Here is a 24,621-nt window from a genome sequence, read left to right on the forward strand (position 1 = left end):
TAAAGCAAAGGCTTAATATCCACATTTTTTGTCGCTCAAAATTTTTTGCCAAGCAATTTTTGTTGATTATAAATTTAAATTTGGAGGTGCCTAAATGGCAGTTGAAGATGTAAAAAAATTTCCTATTGGTGGAGTTCATCTACCTGAGAAAAAAGAGCTAACAAATGATCAAGAAATAAAGATAATGCCCGCCCCCAAAGAAGTAGCTATTCCCTTATTACAACATATAGGAGCTCCGGCTGAACCGATTGTTGGAATTGGAGACTTGGTTAAAAAAGGAGAATGTATAGCAAAACTGCAGGGTAAAATTTCAGCAAATGTGCATTCCAGCGTAAATGGAATAGTTAAAGGAATTGTAGAAAGAAAAAAGCCGGGCCAGGGAAAATATAAATGTATTTTAATCCAAAAAAAAGAGAAAGAAAAAATAAAATTAAAAAAGGAAAATTTGGATCGGACTGTGCTGCCTGAGGTTCAAACTATTAGAAAAAAAGTTGAAGCAGCTGGAGTAATAGGAATGGGAGGAGCAGGTTTCCCAACTCATGTTAAACTGACCCCACCTGCTGATTTAAAAATTGACACAGTAATCATTAATGGAGCTGAGTGTGAACCTTTTTTAACAGTTGATCACAGATTACTATTGGAAGAATATGAAGACCTTTTTAGAGGTTTAGAATTGATAAAAAAAGCAGTTGGAGCAGAAAAAGGGATTGTAGCAATTGAATTAAATAAAAAAAATGCAATTGAAAAGCTGCAGGAAAAAGCAAAAGCCTGGCCAGGAATTGAAGTTCAGGCTTTAGATACACGTTACCCACATGGGGCAGAAAAACACTTGATTAAAGCTGTTTTAAATAGAGAAGTTCCTAAAGGTGAGCTGCCAATGGCTGTCAATGTGGTTGTTAATAATGTTCAGACTGCAGTTAAAATTGCCAGAGCTGTTGACTTTGATGAACCGGTAATTGATCGAGTAGTAACTGTAAGCGGAGATGCTCTTAAAAATCCAGCTAATGTCAAAGTTCCGATTGGGACTTCAATTAAGGATTTAGTTGAGTTTTGCGGTGGTCCCAAAGATAGGGAAGATTATCAAGTAATTATTGGAGGACCGATGACTGGAATTAATGTTAATGATGAAAATATTCCGATTGTTAAATTAAGTTCCGGTATTGTTTTAATAACTGCAGAAGAATATGCAGACAGTGAGATCCGTCCCTGTATTAGATGTGGCCGCTGCGGAGAAGTTTGTCCTATGTATTTAACTCCAAATCGGATTTGTGCTTTTATTAATAATGATTTAATTGAACGTTCAAGAGAAGTTGGTTTAATGGACTGCATAGAATGTGGTGCCTGTGCTTATATCTGTCCATCTAAAAGGCCTTTAGTCCGCTGGATCAAAAGAGGAAAGGCAGAGCTTAGAGCAAATGATAAATAAAAGAGGTGGTAATTTAAATGGCAAATTTATTTAGGTCGAGTGGACCTCATATTGAGAGTCCAGAAACTATAGAAAAAAATATGTGGAGTGTTGTGATTGCATTAATTCCTGCTTTACTGGCAGGGGTCTATTTTTTCGGCTTTTATTCTCTTTATCTAGTTTTAGCCAGTGCTTTAAGTGCTGTTATATTTGAAAAACCTTTTGTTAAAAATAAAGCCACCTTTGGTGATGGGAGTGCCTTTCTTGCAGGTACTCTGCTTGGGCTAAGTCTGCCTCCTACCGTTCCCTGGTGGCTGCCGATACTTGGGGGCTTTTTAACAGTTGTTGTTGGAAAACACTTATTTGGCGGGCTCGGGAGTAATATTTTCAACCCGGCTTTGGTTGCAAGAGCAATTTTGCTTTTATCCTATCCAGCGTTAATGATTGAGTGGATAAGTCCGGTTGATGGAGTTTCTACAGCTACTCCGCTGCAGTTAGGTGCTGATTCTTTTAGTTATACAGAGTTGATTGTGGGAAATATTCCAGGTAGTATAGGAGAAACATCAGCGGTTGCTTTAATAATTGGCGGTATTTATCTATATTTAAGAGATTATATTGATTTAAGGATCCCAATTTCTTTTGTCGCTGGTGCTGCTGGAGGAGCCTTGATTTATGGTCAGGACCCCATTTTCACAATTTTTTCTGGAGCTGTAATTTTTGCTGCAATTTATATGGCAACAGATATGGTAACTTCTCCGGTAGCAAAATGGGCCAAAATAGTTTATGGTCTCATGGGAGGATTTTTAACAGTTTTTATTCGGAGATACACTCCTTATCCAGAAGGAATAACTTTTGCTATATTGATTATTAATGGAGCTTCTTATTTTTTAGATAATGCATTTGAAGGCCCACACTTTGGTGAAGTTGAGATGGTTAAGAAGAAAGTTGCCCACTTTAGCGCAATTTTTCTGGCCTCAATCTTAATTTTACTGGTAGGCTTGACCTTGATTGATGATGAAGCTCCATATCCAGGAACATTAACATACAGTCACCTTAAGAATGCTGCTCCTGCTGCAGAGAGTTTTGAAATTACTGAACGCGATGGTGATGATATCTTATTTGCAGCCCGTCAGAATGATGAAGTTATTCAAGAACTAATTTACATATCACGTAATGGCTTTGAGGCGCCAATAGAAATCTTAATATTATTAGGGGAAAAAGATAATGTTAAAGAAATAGAGGTTATCAAGGAAAGCGAATCTCCAACTCTTGGTGCAAAAATTAAGTCTGAAGATTTTTTAACTCAATTTGAAGAATTTTCTTTAGCAGATGTAGATCAGCTAATGTCTAAAACAGATATGATTTCTGGAGCTACTTTTTCCTCTCAGGCAGTTTCTAGAGCGGTTCGTGCTGGTTTGCAGCTGATAATAGCTGCAAGAGAATCAGGTCTTCAGGATGGAACTTATCAGGGCCAGGCTGAAGGTGTTAATGGAGAAATTCTCATAGAGATAACAGTAGAAAATGGAGATATAACTACTTTAGATATCTTAGAGGAACAGGAAACTGAGCATTTGGCTCAGCCAGCTTACAAATCATTGGAAGCACAACTTTTAAGAGAACAGACAGCTGATCTGGATGTTGTATCAGGTGCTACTTATACAAGTGAGGCTTTTATGGAGGCTGTCCAGAAAGCTATAAATAAGGCAAAGCCTGATTCAGAGTCTAAGTTTGAATTAGAAGATGGAGAATATATTGGTTCAGCAGAGGGTCATATTGGAGAGGTTGAATTAATGGTAGTCCTGGAAGATGGAAAAATTACAGAAATTGAAATATTATCACAGAATGAGACAGCTGGCCTTGGTGATACTGCGATTGAAGAAGTTAAAACAGCAATTATAAATGAACAGAGCTTAGAAGTTGACACTATTGCCGGTGCAACAAATTCTTCTAAAGCAGCAATTACAGCTGTTAAAAATGCTCTAAATAACTCTCGGTCCGCAGCATCAGTTTCCGAAACTGCGTCAGAAAGTGAAACAGCTTTGGGAGATAAAAAATCAGAAACTGAAGAGACAGATGCTGATTCTTCAGCCACCTGGGAAGAAGACAGTGAAGAAAACAAAAATGGAGAAGATGATGCTGAATCAGAAAACAGCAGTGAACAAAACACATTAGAGATTGATCTTCAAGACGGGGTCTATCAGGGAGTTGCTTCCGGTCATGTTGATGAGATCAGATTAAACGTAGTAATTGAGTCTGGCAAAATTATGGAAATAAAAGTACTCTCACAAAATGAGACAGCTGGCCTTGGTGATACTGCGATTGAAGAAGTTAAAAAAGAAATTATAAATAAACAGAGTTTAGAAGTTGACACTATTGCTGGTGCAACAAATTCTTCCAGAGCTGTAGTAGAAGCTGTTAGAAATGCTTTAAATAATTCTGAAGCGGAAGGAGGTTCCAATGAATAAAAATTTAACTATATTAGAAAAAGTAATGCTGATGGGGCTGCTACCTCTGCTTGGAGCTACTAATAATTTAAGACAGGCTTTGATCACTGCTTCAGCAGCAGTTGTGATAGCTATTTTGATAAAGTTTTTGGCTGGATTTATTTCTGACCGAGAAGATTACCACTGGTATCTATTGATTGGGGTTGGCATTACCTTAAGTTATATTTTTTATGTAAGTATTATTGATATTTTTCCTCAGTTTGAGGTTTATATTAATAACTATTTATTACTCTTAGGCGTAACTCCTTTAATTTATCTTGGTGCAGGCAAAAAAGAAGTCGATTTTTTTGCTTATCAGAAAGATTTCTTTATTTTAATGATTTTTGTTGGAGCTCTGAGGGAAGTTTTAGGTTATGGAAGTATATTTTCAATTAATTTAACTCCAGCAGGTTACCCACCGCTTGGATTTGTCAAAGATTTCCCGGGTGCCTTTTTAATAGTAAGTATCATCTATTTATTGGTGGAACTTTTTAGAAAAGATAAAGACTGCTTAAAGGAAGGAAGTGAAAAACTTGTCTGAATTAACTCGTTTATTTTTAAATTCATTATTGAGTGAAAATATGAGTATTGCTTTTTTCCTGGGCATATTATTTATGATGGTTGAGTCTGGAACAATAAAGGCTACCATAAACAGAGGTTTGAAATATGCAGCAGCTGTTTTTGTAATTAACGTCTTAGGCTGGTTTTTACACACTATGCTGCCTGGAGCTTTAGATCCATTAAATCCAGCAATTTTCTTCCTAACTACTATTTTGGGAATTAAAGTTCTTAGATACTGGGGAGAGCTTCAGGGCGATTGGTTTGGCTTGCCTAAGTTTATATTAGCTTTAGGTCCCTTATTTGGGAGTCAACTATTGATTCAAAATAATGGATATTCTTATGCTGAGATGATGACTGTCAACTTGGCTTATATCATTAGTGGGTATCTGCTTTTTGTATTGATTGCAGCTATCAAAGAAGAAATAATTGTTTCAGATGCAGCACCAGTATTTAAAAGCTATTCTACTTTACTGGCGGCAATTGCAATGATTGCTCTAGGTGTAATTGGAATTCAGATAATCTAACTGAAAATTAAGGAGAGCTTATGAATTTTCTATCATTTTTACCTACAGCAATAATAGTCTTAAATATAATTTTTATTATTCTGCTGATCTTTTTTGAAAGAAAAGATCCAACAGTTACCTGGGCCTGGCTTTTAATTCTAACGCTAATACCTGTTTTAGGGTTCATTTTGTACCTGTTTTTTGGATTAACACCTAAAAAAAGAAAGATTTATCAGAGAAAACAGCAGGAAGATGAATTAAATAATAATCGGGCTAAATACGGCAGTTCTAAACTAGAAGAACAGAAACCATTTTTTGATCATTTAGAGCAGAGTATAATGAGGGTAGGATTTAAAAACGAACTTCCTTCAGAAATTGGATATAATAAATTGAAAATTTACAGTAGTGGAGAGCAAAAATTCAAAGATCTCTTCCATGATCTAAGGAATGCAAAAAAATTTATTCATGCTAACTATTATATAATAAATGATGATGAGCTGGGAAATAAGTTTTTGCGGATCCTAGCCCAAAAGGCAGAAGAAGGATTAGAAGTAAGACTTCTTTTTGATAAAATGGGATGCAGGAACCTTTCGCGTTATTCAATATTTAGTTTGGAAGATTCCGGAGTTGAAGTTGTGCCCTTTGCGCCTTTTGTTTTAGATATTAACTATAGGAATCATCGTAAAAATGTGATTATTGATGGTCAAATTGGTTATCTTGGCGGTATAAATATTGGTGACGAATATCTTGGCTGTTCTGATCGATTTGGTGATTGGAGAGATACTCATCTTAAAATTCAGGGAGAAAGTGTTAACAGTCAGCAGTATCGTTTTCTGCTTGACTGGAAATTCGCCTCTGGTAAGGATCTTTTGGAAAAAGAAAAATACTTTCCTGAAAATAAAGTTCAGGGAAATTCTGCCGTTCAGATTGTAAGCAGTGGTCCTGATTCAAAAGAAGCAGAAATTAAGGCAATGTTTCTAAAAATGATATATGAAGCTGAGGAGACTATTTATATTCAGACCCCTTATTTTATTCCTGATCAACCAATGCTGGAAGCATTAAAACTGGCCTCAAGATCTGGAGTTGATGTTAAAATAATGATTCCTGACCGGGGAGATCATCCCTTTGTTTATGCAGCCAACAATTCTTTTGTTGGGCAACTTCTAGAAGTTGGTGCCCGTTGTTATCGCTATACTAAAGGATTTCTGCACAGTAAAACAATTTGTATTGACAGCCGGGTGCTTTCAATTGGAACAACAAACATGGATGTGCGCAGTTTTAAGCTTAATTTCGAGATTAATGCTTTCATTTACGATAAAGAAAAGGCTCGCTGTCATGATGATTTATTTGAAGATGATTTGAAATTTTCTGCTGAGATAACTCGCGAAGAATTTGAAAATAGAGGTTGGACAATGAAAGTAAGAGAATCAGTATCCAGGTTGCTTTCTCCGATCCTATAATATGCAACCTACGTTTTCGGGACCAATTATTTCCAATTGATAATTTTATTTATGATTGAATGGTGGTGTCAAAAATACATTTTTTGCAGGAGAATAGATTTTTTTGTTGAATATTGTTTAATGACAATAATTTGGGAGAAATGAAGTTGAAACTGAATTTCAACCAGTAATATTAAACTTAAGGAAGAGAAATAGGATTCGGCCTGTTTTGATCCTGAGCCAACACATTACTGTGTTGGTTTTTTCTATTTTGTTTACATTTTTTTCTATTTTACATTTTAAATTGGGGGAGCTGGAAATTAGTGAACAAATATGCAGCCTTGAATCATGAATTAAGCAAATTGTATAAAAATATAGCTGGAAAGGGGCCTAAATATTTAAAAACATATGCAGTGGAAAATATTTTAATTGTAAAAATTAATTGGTATTCAGAAAAAATATTTAATAATTTTAATGATAATCATGGTCAGCAGATAATTAAAAAGGTTTATAAGTATATTTTTGAGTTCTGGGGTCAAAAGGCAAAATGTATTATCGAAAAAGTTCTTAAATTTAAGGTAACTGATTTTTATTATGATGAAAATATGGCTTTATCAGAAAATGAAAAAATAATTATATTTATACTGGATGATATTCTAGAGTAAATAACTTTATTAGTAAGAAGGGAGATGGAGATGGAATTAGGTAAACGTTTACTTACAGGTGTAGAAGGTTTGGATTTGATTTTAAATGGAGGTTTGATTTCAAATAAAACATATCTATTGAGGGGAGGTCCTGGGACTGGGAAAACAACTCTTGGAATTCACTATCTGATGGAAGGTGTAAAAAAAGATGAAAAGTCAGTTTTAATAACTTTGACAGAGAATAAAAACAAACTAATTAGAGATTTTAAAAGTAGAAATTTTAACTTAGAAAAAATTAGTTTTATTGACTTGAGTCCCTCTTCTAATTTAATTGAGAGCAGTGAAAGCTATAATGTTTTTCCTGTGGAAGAGGTTGAAAAGGAGCCCTTAATTAATAAGATAATTACTAAACTAAAGGAAAGTAATGCTGATAGGGTATATTTTGATGGCTTAAAACAGCTCAGATTTTTATCTAAAAATGAATATGAATTTAGAAAATACATGCTTTCAATGCTGCAATTTGCAGCGGATAATGAAATAACTTTATTAGTCTCTTCTGAAGCCAGCAAAAATGAGCCTGATGATGACCTTCAATTTTTATCAGATGGTGTTTTAAATCTAAATTTTATTGATAAAAACAGAAGATATATTAATATTAGTAAATTCAGAGGTTCAGATTTTATTAATGGAAAACACTCTTTTAAAATTAAAAAGGGGGGAATAGAAGTTTATCCCAAACTAAGGGTTCAGAAAGATAGAAAAGATCACAAGAAAGAAATGATTTCGTCGGGAATAGCTGAAATAGATCAATTACTTCACGGTGGTATAGAAAGTGGTACTACAACTGTAATATCTGGAGCGAGCGGAGTAGGAAAAACCACCTTTGGAATTCAGTTTATGCGGGCTGCGGCGGAAACAGGAGAAAGATCTGTGATTTATACTTTTGAGGAAGATGATAAGACTCTTTTAAAAAGATCTGAGTCAGTCAATATCGATTTAGATAATGTGATAAATAATAATAAGCTTGCAATAAAAAAAGTGGATCCTTTAGAATATACTCCGGGAGAATTTACTCATCTTTTAATTAAAGAAGCAGAAAAAAATAAAACCAAAACAATTATGCTCGATAGTGTTTCAGGATATAAGTTATCTTTTGCCAGTTCAACAGAAGATAAAGACGAGATTATTAGAAGTTTACATTCATTAACTAATTACTTAAACAACAAAGGGATTACAGTTTTGCTGGTTAATGAAATAGCCAATATTACCGGTGATTTTAAGGTAACAGAACTGGGGATAAGTTATCTGGCCGATAATATAATGTTCCTGCGCTATTTAGAATTTAATGGGGAATTAAATAAGGCAATAGGAGTTTTAAAAAAACGATTGAGTGATTTTGAAAAACAGCTGCGTGAATTTAAAATCAGCAGTCAGGGAATTAAAGTAGGGAAGCCATTAACCAACCTGCGGGGGATTTTAAGCGGGAATCCTGAATTTGCAAATACAAAATTTAAGGAAATTTCAAAAAATGAGTTTAAATAAACCAGTAAATCTAAACAGATTGTTAGAGAAATTTAAATTGAATAGAAAAAATAAGATACTAATTATAAATAATAACGTGCAAAATATTAAACTTCTTAAAAGATTTTTGAAGAAAGATTATCAGGTGGAACTCTTTAATGAGAGATCAGAAGTATTTGTTGAAGACAGTGATTTAATTATTATAGATGAATATTATTTTCAAAAATATCAGGAAAAGCTAAAAAGATTAAGAGAAAGCAAAAACCCTATATTTTTACCAATAGTACTACTGTCCAGTTCAAGTCATGATAGTCTTCGATTTAAAAAATTAAATTGTATATACGATGATATTTTTATGCTCCCAATAAAAAAACAAATAATGAAGCATAGGCTAAATAACTTATTAAAGATCAGAAAATTATCCTTAAAGTCTGAATATAGATATTACGAGCTTGCCGAAAAATCACCGATTGGAATTTTCATCTTAAATCAGGGAAGAATTATTTATGCTAATCCTGCCTTTCTTAAGATACTAAAAACAAATTATGAAAGACTTACTTGTAAAGCACTTACTTCTCTTATCTACAAAAAAGATAAAAGACGAATAAAAAAAATATTAAAGAATAGTAAAAATAGTGGAATAAAAAACGAAGAGATTAGAGTTATAGATTCTCATCAGCAAATAAAGTGGCTCAGTTTAAACAGCAGTCAGGTGAGCTTTAATAATAAATTTTCGGTACTGATAACAGCTCAAAATATTACCGATAAAAAAGAAAATCAAAATAAAATAAGGTTCTTAAATTATCATGATAAACTAACAGGATTATATAACCGCAACTATTTAGAGGAAGAAATTAAAAGGTTAAATACTATTCGTCAGCTTCCTATTTCAGTAATTATGGGAAATGTAAATGGATTAAAATTGGTTAATGATGCATTTGGCCATCAAAAAGGGAATCAGCTGCTAAAATCAATAGCTAGTGTTTTTAAAAATGCCTGTCGAGCAGAGGATATAATTGCCAGATGGGGTGGAGACGAATTTGTTATCTTATTGCCCAGGACTTCAATTGGAGATGCTCGTAAAGTTTCAAATAGAATCAGAAAACTCTGTGCTGAAGCAGATAAAAATCCAATCAAATTAAGTATAGCACTTGGGGTGGCTCAGATAATAGAAGAAAATCAGTCTTATGAAGAGGTTTTTAAAAAAGCTGAAGACAGGATGTATAGGAATAAAATTGCCGGTAGTGAAAGTGCAAGTAATTCAATTATTTTATCACTGGAGAATACTCTGCTGGAAAACAGTCATGAAACAAAAGATCATGCAGAACGGATGAATAGATTAGTGATTAAATTTGCTGAAGAATTAAACCTTTCTACAAGCCAAATTGATAATTTAAAACTATTGAGCCGCCTACATGATATAGGAAAAGTTTCTATTCCTGAAAAAATATTAAAGAAACCGGGTAAATTAAGTAATCAGGAGTATAAAATTGTTAAAAATCATCCGGAAAGTGGCTACCGGATTGTTAAATCAATACCGGAGCTGGCATCAGTAGCTGAAGGAGTACTATCACATCATGAGCGCTGGGATGGTGGGGGCTATCCTCAGGGTCTATTTGGAGAAGATATTCCATATACAGCAAGGATTATAACAATTATTGATAGTTATGATGTGATGACCCATCAGAGATCATATAAAACTGCAATGACTAAAAAAGAGGCTCTAGCGGAAATTGAAAAGTGTTCAGGTAGTCAGTTTGATCCATATCTAGCAGGAAAGTTTATAGAAATGATTAGAAATCAGATAAAAACGGGGGAATTTGATGTTTTTTAAAAAAAGTTTTAAGTTTAAATTAATGGTCGTTGTTTTTGTTTTAATGCTTATCCCACTTGGGATCTACACTTATGTTACACTTAGCAATAATGTTGAAAATCAGACTGAGGCAGCTTTTGAAAGTAATCTGGAACTTGCACTCGGTTTTAAAAGTGAAATAGAGAGGATTCTTGATTATGTAGAAGAACCTGTTGATATAGCAGCCAGGACTGACATAGTAAACACTTTAGAGATAGAAGAAATGGAGGACCTACTTTTAAAAACTGTTGAGTATAACAGTTATATTGATGGAATAGCTGTTTATGACAGCAGCAATCAGGAAGTTTTTAGTAAAAACATGAAGGTAGATGATAAAATAAATTTATTGGTACAGGAGAAAGGATACTCAGATATTTTTATTAATGATCGTGGTGAAGCAGAATTTATCTATCGAGTACCAGTTGAAAGTGATGGTAAAACTCGTGGTATGATATATGCTCAAATTAATTTAAGTGTTTTAAGCCGCATCTCGAGTGATTCCAATTTAGGTGAAAATAGTTTTGCCTTTGTCGTGGATAATCAGGGCAAGATAATTGGCCATCCCGACAGTCAGTTGGTAGAGAACAGAGAAAATTTAACTGACATTTTGGTAGTGTCTGAGGTTGCAGAAGGAAATCAGGGGAGTGGAGAATATACATATCAGGGAGAAGAAAAATTTGCATCCTATACACCGCTTGCAAGAACAGGTTGGGGAGTTGTAGTTCAGCTACCGCGGGATCAAGTCTTTACAGGACTTATAGATCAGTTGGTAGCAAGCTCAACAGTAATTATTATCTCACTGCTGGTAGCCTTAATCATCACCTTTTTTGCTGCTGGTTACATAACCAAACCGATTTTGAATGCAGTTAACTTTGCTGAAGAAATCGCAGCAGGTAAATTAAATATTGAACAGCTGGAAGTTAAATCTGCAGATGAAATTGGAGATTTAAGTAGGGCTCTTAATCTTATGCAGGAGAATCTGAGGTCAACTATGATAAAAATTGATAAAATGGCACAGGATATAGCTTCTTCTAGTCAAGAACTTTCTGCCGCGGGAAGCCAGCTCAGCCGTTCTGCAGAAGAGGTGGGTTCATCAGTTCAAAATTTGGCCTCCGGAGCTGAAGAACAGACTGCTCAAATTACAGAGATGAATCATAATATGGGAGAACTGGATGATCAAATAGAAAATGTAGAGAGTGCTTCTCTAGAGATGGATCAGGCTTCAAAACGAGTGGTTAGAAATATAGATCAGGGAAATAGAAAAGTTGATCTGACAATTTCCAAAGTCAATGAGGTAAAGAATGATTCTGAAGAGGTGGCAAATACAATTTCTGCTTTAGACAAATTATCAAAACAGATTGGCAAAATTGTTGAATTTATTAGTAACATCTCAGAACAAACTAATTTACTAGCACTTAATGCAGCTATTGAGGCCGCTCGGGCTGGAGAAGCAGGCAGAGGTTTTTCAGTTGTAGCAGATGAAATTAGAGAGTTAGCTGAAGAATCATCTAAAGCTACCGAGAAAATAACAAAAATCATTAATGAAATTCAGTCTGAGGTGGAGAAAGCTGTTGATAGAATGGAAGAAAACGCTGAAACTGTAGAAGAAAGTGTTGATGCAATTAATAGTACTGAAGAAGTTTTTGATCAAATTGAAGCAGCATCAGACCAATTTAGAAAAATAGTTAAAAAGTTAAAAAATAATTCTCAAAAAATGGCAAACAACAGTGATTATCTTGAAAATTCAATGAGCGAAGTCGCATCTGTAAGTGAAGAATTTGCTGCCAGCAGTCAGCAGGTTGCAGCTAATGGGGAAGAACAACTCGCAGCTACTGAAGAAATATCAAGCAGTGCAGATAGGTTGGCTAAAATAGCTGAAAATCTTGAATCTGATCTGGACAAGTTTGAATTATAAAGTAGCTAACTTTCACCTTGCTAACTTATTAAAGTAAATATTACTTATTTTACCGTCCCTTTTTCTCGGGACGGTTTTTCTATCCTATGATACTGGTAATCAATGATTTATAAAGGGATTTAGATAGTTGTATAGAATATAATTATTAATAACTATTATTATTTCAGGATAAGCTGTAATGTGAGGTGAGCAAATATGAAAGAGATAAATATGATACTGGATACAATTGAAACTCAGGTCTGGTATCTAAAAGATCCTTTTACTTATGGAAAAGCAAATCAGGCCCACGCAGAGTTTTTAGGAGTCAATAAATCAGATATAGAAAATAAGGAGTTAAAAAATTTTATGTCTGATAAAGAGGTTCAAATATGTAGTTTGAGCAATAAAAAAGTCTTTAATAAAAAGAAAAAGATTAAAACAGAAGAATGGTTAAAGAATCATCAGGGTGAGAAAAGATTACTTGCAATAACTAAAAATCCTAAATTAAATAAAAATGGGCAGGTGGATTATGTCGTCTGCTCAGCTGAAGATATTACAGATCAAAAAGAAAAAGAATATGTGGTTAAAGAGTTGCATAAGATAGCTGTAGAATTTAAGGATTTAATAAAAGAAAAAGAAATATGTAAAATGACTGTAAAAGCAGCTGAAAGCCTCTTAGAATTTAATCTCTGTAATGTTATACTGGCAAAAGAGGGAGAATTTATACCATTAGCTTCTTCAAGTGATTTTAAACAGGATAAAATATCAATTTCGGAAAAGAGCATAGCTGCTAAAACTTATAATGAAGGAAAAAGTATTATTGTTGATGATATTCATAATAGCTTTGAAGCTGTCTCTATAAAAAATATTTTTAAATCAGGGATAAGCATTCCTATTGGCAGCTATGGTGTTTTTCAGGCAGCAGCTTCTGAAAAAAATGCCTTTAGTGAAAAAGATTTAGAACTGGCAGAAATTTTAATATCTCATGTTACAGCCTCACTGGATAGAATATATGCCCAGGGAAAGATAAAAGAACAGAAAGATTTTCTTTCAACAATTTTAGAGGTTCAAAGTAGTCTTGTTATATTAATAGATTCTAAAGGAAAAATAATTCTTTTTAATAAAGCTTGCGAAAAACTTACAGGCTATAAAGAAGAAGAGGTTAAAGGCAAGGAAGTTTTGGATTTATTTATAAAAGAAAAAGAAAAGCAGGAAATTATAAAAAAATTTAAACTACTAAAAAATGAAGACTATCCTAATGAACATGAAAATTACTGGCTGACAAAAGATGGAGAAGAAAAATTGATTCTATGGTCCAATAATATTATTTTAAATAGTGAGAATAAGATAAAATATATTGTAGCAACAGGTATTGATATAACTGAAAGAAAGATTCAAGAAGAAAAACTTAAAGAACAAAAAGCATACTTTGAACAGCTCTTTAATAATTCAACAGAGGCAATAGTTCTTTTAAATAAAAGTCATCGGGTAATTAAGGTTAACAAAAAATTTGAATCTTTATTTGGATTTAAACAGTCAGAGCTTTTAAACAAGAATGTTGATGACTTTATCCTACCGGAAGAGTTATCAAAATCGGGCAAAAAATATACTGAGGATGTTAAAAAAGGAAAAAAAGTTGAGGCCGAAAGTATAAGAAAAACAAAAAATGGTGATAGGATTAATATTCATCTGCAGGGCTTTCCAATTAAATTAGAAAATGGTCAGATTGGAATATATGGATTGTATAGAGACATAACTGAGAGGAAAAAGAAGGAAAAGCAGATAGAATATCTTTCTTTTCATGATGAAATGACCGGTTTATACAACAGAAGATATTTTGAAAATGAATTAAAAAGATTAAGTTCTTCCCGTCAGCATCCACTAACAATTGTGATTGGAGATTTGGATGGACTCAAAAAAATAAATGATAATTATGGGCATAAAAAGGGTGATGAATATCTAATTAATACAGCAGAAGTATTGAAAAAAACTGCCAGAACAGAAGATATAATTGCCCGCATAGGCGGCGATGAATTTGCTATGATTTTACCCATGACCAATTATCAAGAAGCAAAAAGTTTTTGCCAGAGACTACAGAAAAATATTAATCAATTTAATAAAGATAGAGACTTAGAAAAACCTTTATCAATTTCATTTGGGTTTGAAGTTATGATAGACGAAAGCAGCAGTTTAGATAAAATTTTTAACAAAGCAGATCAGAATATGTATCTAAACAAGGGCAGAAAGTAGTTTCATTATAGTAAATGTCGATGACTGGAAAATTAATTTAATTCGAAATTTATTTGATTAAATTAAAATGCTTCCCCCCTTTTTAAACTTTACCCTTATTAAGCTGAGTGATATAATAAACTTTAGATTATTATTTCATAAAATTTTTAGAAGGTGATTAAAGTGCTTTGTGACACACCGTGTTTTCTTAATTCTCTAGCATATAAGAGTGTGATTTTGAATAAAGATCTAGAAATAATTTTTATAAATGATGATTGGAAGAAATATGTTTCAAAAATCGAAAAGAATATAAAGAACAATAGTGTAGGCTTAAACTATATAAAACTTATTAAAAAAATCAAAAATGTCTCTGCAGAAATAATTTCAGATATTAAATCCGGGATTAAAGCTGTTATTGAAAATAGGGAAAATAAGTTTGAGCTAGAATATCCGGATGGTTTACTTAAAGAGGATGCCTGGTTTAAACTGATAGTAACGCCCTTTGCTGCGGGAGTATTAATTATGCATGAAAATATTACTGAAAGAAAAAATGCTGAATTGGCTTTAAAAACCAAGGAAAAACAATATAAAAAAATCTTCAATAGTGCTCCAATTGGGATGCTGGTTGAAGATTCAGAAGGTAATATTCTGGAAGTTAACGAGGAATTATGTGAAATGACTGGTTTCAGTAAAGATGAATTAGTAGGAGATAATATTTTTAATAAGTTAGTTACTGAAGAGCGAATTGAACAGGCCAAAAAACATATCGATACCATTTTAGGAGGAGAGGACTTAGAGTTTAATCTTGATAATATTAATAAAAATGGAGAGCATTATTATACTCATTTTAAGGAAACTAAGATTAAACTGCCTGATAGAGGAACTGGTATTTTATCGATGCAGGTAGATTTAACAAAGCTACGAATTAAAGAAAAGAAGCTTGAGTACTTAAGTTATAATGATCAGCTAACCGGACTATACAATAGAGCTTATTTTGATCAGGAGTTAAAGAGGCTTAATAATAAAGATGAGCTGCCATTAAGCATGTTAGTTATTGATGTAAATGGTCTGAAGATGATCAATGATGTTTACGGTCATTTAGCTGGAGATAAATTAATAAAAAAAGCAGCAGAGGTGCTTAGGTCAAGCTTGAGAGAAGGAGATGTTTTAGCTAGATTTGGCGGTGATGAGTTTGCAATTATTCTTCCCCAAACTTCTAAAAAAAATGCTGAGAAAATTGTAAAAAGAATTAGGGAAGAAAGCAAGAAGATTGATGTTGAGGGGAATAAACTTTCTTTTGGGATTGGTTTAGCAGTTAAAAGCAATTCTAAACAAGATATTAAGGAAATATTTAATAAAGCTGATAAGAATATGTATGAAGATAAATTATTGAAGAAAAATAATTTATAAATAGTTGATTGTCGAAAAAAGTTAAATTTTGTCTCAAAATTAGTGTTTTATTTTGTAAAAGTATGTTATATAATTAACATATAATTAATTTTATTAAATATTTGGCAAAATCATTGAAAAATGATGACGCAAAGCTATGGGTCTAAGGAAATTAAGTCTATGACTGCCAGGTTGCCTGTGATAAAAATGTTACAGTACTGAATAAATACTACGCAATTAAGCGAGAAGTATTTATTTTTTTATTAATAAAGGAAAATTATTACTTTTATTAATAAAGATTGTTAATAAGGCGGCCTAACAATTTCTTGACTTTAAAACTTTTTACTTGGAAAAGATGATTAGACTTTTAGCTTTGTCTCAAGTGTTTTATTAATTAATTAATTAAAACATGACAAGGGGAGAGTAAAATGTTTAAAAGCTTAAAAGGGAAAATGGTTCTTATCATTGCAGTTATGATCTTGGTTTTGATGGCTGGTACCTCTATTGCATTTAACTATTTTATTAGTGATCTTATCCAAAGTTCGACAGCTAACAGCTCATTGAACAGTGCGGAACAGAATGCACAGATTATTTTCGAATGGCTTTCTGGCTTAGAAACTCAAGTAGAAGACTTTTCAAATACAGAAAAAATTAAATCTATGAACTGGCTAGAGCAGTCTGAATTCTTATCGCAGATTAACAACCCAAATATAGAATCTATTTTAATTGTTGATACTAATGGTGCTGGAAATATCTTGAATGGGGGTAGTATTGACATTAGTGATCGCTTATACTTTCAAGAAGTATTATTAACCAAGGAGACAGCTATCTCTATTCCTATGACAAGTAGAATTTCTGGTGAAAAAGTTATTGTTATTGCGGCCCCAATAATTGATAATAATAATCTGCTTGGAGTAATGGGAGCTACAGTAAAAAGTGAGTATTTACAGACTTTAATTAAAAATATGGAGATTGATGGTTTTGGTTATGGATGGATCATTGATCAAGAAAAAAGAACAATAGCTCATCCAGATGAACAGTATATAGGTAATACAGATGTTTTAACAGGTCAGACCGAACTTCAAAACTTAACAGATAGAATGATAGAAGGTGGGTCTGGAACTGGAGAATATACATATACTGGAGTGGAAAAAGAATTGGCTTATGCTCCAGTTGGGATTGGAGGTTGGGTTGTAGCTATGACAGCAGATGAGAGTGATGTTTTAGCAGAATTGGTTACTTCCAGGAACATGAGTATTTTGATTGCTGTTATTGCTGTAATCATAGGTATGATTACAACTTATTTTATAGCCAGATATATTGCCAATCCAATTTTAAAAGCAGTCTCTATGGCTAATGAAATTTCAAAAGGTAATTTGGCACTTGATGATGTTAAAATAGATAGAGATGATGAAATAGGAACTTTAGCTTCTTCCTTGAATAAAATGAAAGAAAATTTAAATGAGATAATTACTAAAGTTACAGAAATTGCTGAGAATCTTTCAGCTTCAAGTGAAGAACTTTCAGCCTCAGGTGAAGAAGTAGCAACTGCAGCAACCCAGGTTGGTCAGTCTATTCAGCAGGTTGCATCTGGAGCAGAAGAACAGTCAGCTCAGGTCGAAGAGACAACAAGCAAAATTGATGAACTGATAGATCAGATTCAAAATGTAACTCTGATGTCAAGAGATATGGAAGACCAGGCAGATAAGGTTATGAATAATATTGCAGACGGTAATGATTCAATAGAAAACTCTGTTGAACAGATAGAAAATGTTAGGGGTAATACTAAAGAGGTAGCAGGAACAATAAATAATTTGGGAGATTTATCAAATGAAATTGGAGAAATTGTGGAGTTAATTAACAATATCGCTGCTCAAACTAATCTTTTAGCTTTGAATGCTGCTATAGAAGCTGCCAGAGCAGGAGAAGCTGGAAGAGGGTTTTCTGTTGTTGCTGACGAGATAAGACAGTTAGCAGAAGAATCAGAAGATGCTACAAACCAGATTGGCGGCCTGGTAAAAGAGATTCAAAATGGAGTTGGAGCTGCAGTTAATCGGATGGATGCTACCGAAGAAGTAGTAAATGGCAGTGTTTATGCGATTAGAAATACTGGTAAGTCTTTTGAAGAAATTAATTCAGCAGCTGTAAGATTAAGAGATTTAATTGAAAATATTAATGATCGCTCAGAAAGAGTAAGTTCAAATGGTAAAGATGTTGAAGCAACAATTAGAGAAATAGCTTCGGTTAGTGAAGAAGCAGCCAGTAATGCAGAAGAGGTAGCAGCTGCCAGTGAGGAACAGAGTGCTTCTACTGAAGAAATTGTGAATGCCTCAGAAGACTTAACAAAAATGGCTGTTGATTTAACAGAAGTGATCAATAAATTTAACTTGTAAGTCTTAGCTATATAAACTTTATTAATACATTTTAGAGACCAAACCTTTTTAATAAGGTATGGTCTCTAAAAATATAGTCAGCTAACTTAATTTAATAAATTAAAGCAATAAATGATTTTTAATGGATATAAAGAATTAGTTAATAGTAAAGTTGTTGCCTTAAATAGTTTTTTATTAGAATGTAAAACAAAAATAAGAAAAGAAAGATTAAAAAGGGAGTGTTAATCAGTGAGTGATAATGACAGTAGTATATATAAGAATATGTCAGAAGAATATTTTGATTTTCTTGATAAGGCTCCTATAGGAATTTTTAGAACTACCTTCAATGATAAAATTGAGTATATTAACTCCAGCATGGCAGAAATGCTGGGAGCTAAAGATGTTGAGCAAATTTTAAAAGAATACAAATATCTTAGCAAAGATTTTTATGTTGATTCGAAAAAAAGGCAGAAACTTTTAGAGAAATTAAAAAAAGACAATGAAATCAAAAATTTTGAGTACCAGGCTTATAAAATTGATGGTAAAAAATTATGGGTAAGCATGAATGCAAAAGTAGTTTCTGTTAACAACAGTGGTGATACTAAAATCGAGGGTTTTGTTATTGATATTACAGATAGAAAAGAAAAGGAAATAGAGCTAAGAGATCAAAAAGAGGAGCTTGCTTCATCAAACGAACAGCTTTCTGTATTTAATGAGGAAGTTATGGCAATGAATGAGGAGCTGGAACAGTCATTTGAAGAAATAAACTTACTTAATCAAAGATTTGTAAATATGGTTCAACTTGTATCAAATATTGAAAATAAAACTTATATTAGTGAGGAAGAATTCTTTTCTGACCTGTTAGAACATGCTATTGAAATTGCACCTGAAGCAGACTATGGTAAAATGGTTATTATAAATGAAAATGATAAATATAAGTTTACAGATGCTGTAGGTCATGACATTGAATTGTTAAAAGAGTTAGAAATAGAAAAAGATTTACTTTATAATTATAAGGGTAAGAAAATCTATAATACTAAAGATTATTTTCTGAATTTAAATAAGATGGAAAAACCTCAACGAGAGATCTTAAAAAAAGCTTTAAAACCAATTAAAGATTCGCTTTATATAAATATTACTGTTGACAGCCAGGTAGTTGGTAGGTTAGCTCTTGATATTAAAAAAAATAGCAGTGGTGAATTCAGTGATATCACTCGTAAGATTATAGAGTCTTTTTCCACACTGGCTTCTGCGTTTTTTGCATTCAAAAGATTTGATAATTTACAGACCAATTTCACCAGGGAATTAATAACTTCTATCATTAAAATCATGGAGATGTATGATCTATATACAAAGGGACATTCAGAAAATGTAGCAGAAATAGCTTCGGCAATTGCCAAAGAGATGGATCTCCCCAAAAAGACAGTTAAAAACACTTATTGGGCAGGTCTTGTCCATGATATTGGTAAGTTATTAGTGCCTTTGGATATCATAAATAAAAATGGTAAATTAACTGATAGCGAGTATAAATTAATAAAAAAACATCCAGTTTGGGGTAGTGAAGCTTTATCTGATTCAGGGTCCTTAACTCCCATTTCAGAATACATTTTATACCATCATGAAAAATGGGATGGAAGTGGCTATCCAGAAGGGATTTCAGGAGAAGAAATTCCCATAATATCTCAAATCTTAGCTGTAGCTGATGCCTGGGATGCAATGCTATCTAAAAGGGCATATCGAAAACCTCTAAGCATAGAAGAAGCGTTGCTTGAGCTGCATCAAAATAAAGGAAGTCAATTTTCCCCACGGGTAGTCGAGGCTTTTGTTAAGATAATAAAAGATAATAAAGTTGATAAACTAAGAAAAGAAGTTTTAGAAAATGAAATAAACACTTCTGGAAATAAAAAATATTTACTAGGTAAAAAAGAATATTTTGAAGATTTATTTAAGCAGTCAAATGAAGGAATAGTAATTTTGGATGCAAACTTTAATATTCTTAGGGTAAATGATTATTTCATTGAGATGTTCGAATATAGCAAAAAAGATCTAATAGGCAATAATATTAAGAAGATTGTTCCAGAAACAAAAATACTAGAGACTAAAAACTATATAAACAGGTTAAGTAATGGAGAAAAGGTCATTTCCAGAACTATAAGAGAGAAAGATAATAAACAAAAAATTGAAGTTTCTATCCAAGCTTTTCCTATTTTTTTAGAAGGTAAAAATGCTGGTTATTATGTTATTTATCGTGATATAAGCGAACTTGAAAATACAAAAAGGAAATATAAAAATATTAAAGACAGATATAAGGCACTTTTTGAAAATGAAATTACAGCTATGTTGATTATTGATCCTGATAGTGGTGATATTGTTGATGCTAATCCTGCAGCTGTATATTTTTATGGTTGGAGCAAAGATGAATTGACTTCAATGAAAATAACAGATATAAATATTTTAAGTGGAGAAGAAGTTATAAAAGAAATGAAAGAAGCCAGAGAAAAAGAAAAAAATTATTTTAATTTCAAACATAAAATAGTTAATGGAAATATTAAAGATGTAGAGGTTTACAGTCAACCTATACTTTTTGAAGAGAAAGAATACCTTTATTCTATAATTCATGATTTTAAATAGAAAAACATTATCTTTACAATCAGTATAATTTTAAATACGACAATAGGAGGTTCTAAATTGTTGGGTTAATCATATTCACAAAGAAGATAAAGAGGTTAAATTATTTTAATTGATTTAAAACCTCATCCGATCAGGATTAAAAATCTTGACTTTTCAATTAAAATAATATAGTCTAAACACACGCAGGAATAATTGAATCAGAAGTTTTGATGCTTAAAACAGCTCATAATAGTTGTCAGGTCAGTGGATATAATTTTTCTTAAAAAAGGACTTGACGAAGATAAAAGTAACTGTTATAATATTTATTGTTGCGCTGGAAATAACACCAGCAAAATAATGCGCCTGTAGCTCAACTGGATAGAGCGTCTGACTACGGATCAGAAGGCTAGGGGTTCGACGTGTAAAGCCCTTAATGACGGGGATTTCCAAAAAATACAGGCTTTCAAGCCGTCTGATTATTTAGGTTCATTTAACTTAATAAGAAGTGTCAATTATTCCCTACGAATTTATTAAATTCGGGGGTTTTTTTATGCCTAAAATGAACCTAATTAAGTACAGTGATCGGATGACTGTGGAAGAGGCTTATGAAAAATTTATTAAGTTTTGTAAAGCAAAAGATTTAAGTGAGAGAACCCTGAGGTATTACAATAATAATTTCAAAAGGTTCAATGGTTTTCTCTTAGAAGATGATGTTGTTTTAATAAGTCAAGTTGACAGTGAAGTTATTACTGACTACATTCTTCACTTGAAAGAAGGAGACAGATCTAACAGTTCTATAAATACTTATTTAAGAGCAACAAGGGCTTTTTTATATCACTGTATGGATCTGGGTTATTTAAAAAGCTTTAAGATCAAGATGCTCAGAAAAACAGAAAAGATTAAAATGACCTATACAGATGATGAGTTAAGAAGGTTATTAAAAAAGCCAAACATTAAAAGCTGTGGATTTGCAGAGTATAGAAACTGGGTTTTAACAAATTGGCTTCTAGCCACCGGGAATCGTTCAAGGACTGTTAGAAATATTAAGATTGGTGATCTTGATCTAAATGATGGCTATGTAGTCCTCCGGGAGGTTAAGAATAAAAAGCAGCGAATAATTCCCATAGCAAAATCGCTGATAGTAATCCTACAGGAGTATCTGACCTTTTTAAATCAAGATAAAGACCAGTATCTTTTCTGTTCAATTTATGGTGAGAAGTTAACCGCTGAAGGAATTAGTTCTGCTATTCCTTCCTATAATCAGAAACGAGGAGTAGATAAGACTTCTATCCATTTATACCGCCATACCTTTGCCAAAAGGTGGATTAAGAACGGTGGTGATATCTTTAGGCTGCAGAAAATCCTGGGCCATAGTAATATGGAAATGGTGAGAAAGTATGTTAACATGTACGGTGAAGATTTAAAAGAAAACTTTGAGGAGTTTAATCCAATTAACCAGTTTATTAATACTAGAAAAGAGCACATTAAATTAAAATAGATAGAGTTTGTATGAGAGAATGAGCAATTTGTTTATCTTTCTGTTAGGATGGTGGAGCTCTTATTGTATTATCCTTTCAACAATATAAAAAGCTGCTGGAAAAAGCTATATAGAAAATCAAAAATCTAAAAAATTCGTGACCCCAACTATTAGTATAACAATCTAAAAAGAAAAACGTTCGGAGCCCCACCCCCTTAGAAAAAGTGAGAGAAGAAATTTTTTTGATATTAAGATTCAAAATATTAAAACTTTTATTTTAAAAATCATATTTGGACAGGAGGAAATTAAATGTTTACAGACCAGAGAGATTTTGAGTACTTAGTTGGGGTGATTCAGGGAGATGGAAATGTTAGAAAAGATCACAATTTAGTTCGGATTTCAATCCATGCTGAAGAGAAGGAGTTTTTGCAGACCATTTATGAGTTAGGAGCTAAAACTTTCAATGTTAAACCTACTATTCATACTGAAAAAGATGGTACAATGAAAATCTTACATTTTAAATCCAAAAAGCTGACAAAATTAATTTCTCAGTATAAAGATTCAACAACAGGCTTGTGGTCAATCCCAAAGAAATTAAATTATCCTGAAGAGTGGCTGGCAGGAGTGTGGGATACTGATGGTTATGCTAAGTTTGAAGAGGGAAGACTGGATTGTATATTTTCTCAGAAATCTAATCACAATATTGATTTTGTTAAAGCTGCTTTAGAAGAGGTGGGAATATCACGCTATAATGTGAGCACCTTTGAAGATGATAGATGGGAAGAATTAACTGAGACAGATTATTTGAGAATTTGGAGTATTGATACAGAAGTTTTTGCAAATAGAATTAAACTAAAGTTTCCGAAGAAAAAGCAAGCTGTAGAAGCTGCGTTGGACCACGATGAGTTTTATGCTTATCGCCCGAGAGGAGATTTTAGAATAGAAGTTTTAGAACTCATTATGGCAGAAACTGATTTAAGTAATAAAGAATTAGCAGAAAGACTAGAGACTTCTGGTAGTCAGATTACTCAAAAACTGGCAGAGTTATTTGATGAAGGTGAGATATCGAAGGCAAAGAAAAATGATAGCTGGAGTTTAAATAGCGATGTAAAAGTTGAGGAGTGGTAAAATGGCTAACTGTATCTGTGGTAAAAAACTAAAACCAGGTCAAAAATATTGTTCGAGAGAATGTGGTGGCAAAATGCATTTATTAGAGTGTGTAATTATTGATCAGAAGTATTTCAATTATGCTGTTGGAGTTTTACACGGCAAAGGAACATTTTTAAAAAAGGGAACTGTAGTTACAGAGATTGATCCAGGAGAAGCCCCTTTTGCTCAAATTTTAAAGGATAATTTAGACAAGGCTTTTAATATACAGCCGAAGCTTTATGAGGTTATTAGAAAGGATACTAAAAGCAAGCGTTACCAGTTAAGTTATAATAGTAAATCCCTTCAGGATAAATTAAAAAAGATTTTTGGAGGGTTTCCCAAAAATAATATAGAAGTAGATTTTCCGAGAGAATATATTGCAGGCTTGTTTGATATAACAGGACTTACTTATAAAACAGCTTCAGGTGAAGATTTATTTATGATCACTACTAAGAATAGAGGTAGTTTGAATACAGTCATAAAAGAATTGAAAAAATTAGGTCTACATCATATTTATATTCAACATAAATACGGAGAGTATCTAGCTATAAAAGAAGAATCAAAAGATGACTTTATCAATAAGATCCCACTGAGAAATCCATATAGAATACCTTCAAAAGATATTGAAAGGACTTCTGAGTATCGAAGAAGAGGTGAGCTGCAGGCGGTATTAATTTATTACTTGAAATCAGAGAATAGTCTTGAAGTTGATGAACTGAGTAAAAAAATTGGAGAAACTAATAGTGCTATTTCAAATAATTTAGCTCGTTTAAAAAAGAAAGAAATTGTTGATTTATCCAGGAGAGGTACAACCTGGTCAATGAATTAAATAAAAAAATTAGCTTAACTCTTGAAAAAGTTATTAGAAAATGTTAATAAAAATTGAATAAGGCTCTCTCTTTTTTAGACCTATTTTAGCAGCTGTAATAATTGCTAAAGTGGGTCTTTTTTTATTGCCAACTTATTAGCTTGTTTTATACCATCAATATAAAAAAATAGCTGATAAAAGCTTGATTTAGAGAAAAATTTAAGAGTAAAATAATTTTTTTACATTTTTACAAATTAATTTAATTTTTCATTAAAAAAATATTTG

16 protein-coding genes, 1 tRNA gene and 1 riboswitch are annotated in these 24,621 nt (G+C 32.5%); all 17 genes read left to right on the plus strand.

The features are described from left to right. Nucleotides 1-94: 94 nt before the first annotated feature. Complete coding sequence (rsxC, locus tag ACZ446_RS00335) at nt 95-1,426, plus strand: electron transport complex subunit RsxC (RefSeq protein ID WP_464393186.1); 1,332 nt, start codon at nt 95-97, stop codon at nt 1,424-1,426. Between the two features lie 17 nt (nt 1,427-1,443). Continuing rightward, the gene (locus ACZ446_RS00340) at nt 1,444-3,870 is read left to right on the plus strand and encodes an RnfABCDGE type electron transport complex subunit D (protein WP_464393187.1); all 2,427 of its coding nucleotides are present in this window, start codon (nt 1,444-1,446) and stop codon (nt 3,868-3,870) included. Further along, on the plus strand, nt 3,863-4,429 hold the full coding sequence (locus ACZ446_RS00345; protein WP_464393188.1) for a hypothetical protein: 567 nt from the start codon (nt 3,863-3,865) through the stop codon (nt 4,427-4,429). The genes ACZ446_RS00340 and ACZ446_RS00345 overlap by 8 nt, the downstream gene beginning before the upstream one ends. Further along, complete coding sequence (locus tag ACZ446_RS00350; RefSeq protein WP_464393189.1) at nt 4,413-4,973, plus strand: hypothetical protein; 561 nt, start codon at nt 4,413-4,415, stop codon at nt 4,971-4,973. Before ACZ446_RS00345 ends, ACZ446_RS00350 begins: the two co-directional genes overlap by 17 nt. Before the next feature lie 20 nt (nt 4,974-4,993). Beyond that, a complete protein-coding gene (gene cls / locus ACZ446_RS00355; protein WP_464393190.1) occupies nt 4,994-6,412 on the plus strand; it encodes a cardiolipin synthase in 1,419 nt (472 codons plus the stop codon). 302 nt (nt 6,413-6,714) lie between these two features. Further along, on the plus strand, nt 6,715-7,056 hold the full coding sequence (locus ACZ446_RS00360) for a Na-translocating system protein MpsC family protein (RefSeq protein ID WP_464393191.1): 342 nt from the start codon (nt 6,715-6,717) through the stop codon (nt 7,054-7,056). Between the two features lie 30 nt (nt 7,057-7,086). Further along, on the plus strand, nt 7,087-8,577 hold the full coding sequence (locus tag ACZ446_RS00365; protein WP_464393192.1) for an ATPase domain-containing protein: 1,491 nt from the start codon (nt 7,087-7,089) through the stop codon (nt 8,575-8,577). Then, nucleotides 8,564-10,390, plus strand: coding sequence for an HD domain-containing phosphohydrolase (locus tag ACZ446_RS00370; protein ID WP_464393193.1), 1,827 nt, complete (start codon nt 8,564-8,566; stop codon nt 10,388-10,390). Before ACZ446_RS00365 ends, ACZ446_RS00370 begins: the two co-directional genes overlap by 14 nt. Beyond that, the gene (locus ACZ446_RS00375; protein ID WP_464393194.1) at nt 10,380-12,323 is read left to right on the plus strand and encodes a methyl-accepting chemotaxis protein; all 1,944 of its coding nucleotides are present in this window, start codon (nt 10,380-10,382) and stop codon (nt 12,321-12,323) included. Before ACZ446_RS00370 ends, ACZ446_RS00375 begins: the two co-directional genes overlap by 11 nt. A gap of 195 nt (nt 12,324-12,518) precedes the next feature. Continuing rightward, nucleotides 12,519-14,552 (plus strand): PAS domain S-box protein, encoded by a 2,034-nt coding sequence (locus tag ACZ446_RS00380; protein ID WP_464393195.1) that lies wholly within the window; start codon nt 12,519-12,521, stop codon nt 14,550-14,552. Nucleotides 14,553-14,768: 216 nt separating this feature from the next. After that, on the plus strand, nt 14,769-15,941 hold the full coding sequence (locus tag ACZ446_RS00385) for a sensor domain-containing diguanylate cyclase (RefSeq protein ID WP_464393196.1): 1,173 nt from the start codon (nt 14,769-14,771) through the stop codon (nt 15,939-15,941). Nucleotides 15,942-16,034: 93 nt separating this feature from the next. Continuing rightward, nucleotides 16,035-16,120: riboswitch (cyclic di-GMP riboswitch) on the plus strand. 228 nt (nt 16,121-16,348) lie between these two features. After that, entirely contained in the window at nt 16,349-18,313 is a 1,965-nt protein-coding gene (locus tag ACZ446_RS00390) for a methyl-accepting chemotaxis protein (RefSeq protein WP_464393197.1), read from the plus strand. A 228-nt stretch (nt 18,314-18,541) separates the two neighbouring features. After that, complete coding sequence (locus ACZ446_RS00395; RefSeq protein WP_464393198.1) at nt 18,542-20,923, plus strand: PAS domain S-box protein; 2,382 nt, start codon at nt 18,542-18,544, stop codon at nt 20,921-20,923. A 343-nt stretch (nt 20,924-21,266) separates the two neighbouring features. After that, a tRNA-Arg gene (locus ACZ446_RS00400) sits at nt 21,267-21,339 on the plus strand. A gap of 113 nt (nt 21,340-21,452) precedes the next feature. After that, nucleotides 21,453-22,400: a tyrosine-type recombinase/integrase gene (locus ACZ446_RS00405; protein WP_464393199.1), complete on the plus strand. Its 948-nt coding sequence runs from the start codon at nt 21,453-21,455 to the stop codon at nt 22,398-22,400. A 288-nt stretch (nt 22,401-22,688) separates the two neighbouring features. Next, complete coding sequence (locus tag ACZ446_RS00410) at nt 22,689-23,507, plus strand: winged helix-turn-helix domain-containing protein (protein WP_464393200.1); 819 nt, start codon at nt 22,689-22,691, stop codon at nt 23,505-23,507. Between the two features lies 1 nt (nt 23,508). Continuing rightward, on the plus strand, nt 23,509-24,357 hold the full coding sequence (locus tag ACZ446_RS00415; RefSeq protein WP_464393201.1) for a hypothetical protein: 849 nt from the start codon (nt 23,509-23,511) through the stop codon (nt 24,355-24,357). The last annotated feature ends 264 nt before the right edge of the window (nt 24,358-24,621 follow it).

The sequence above is a fragment of the Halanaerobium sehlinense genome, assembly GCF_055379485.1.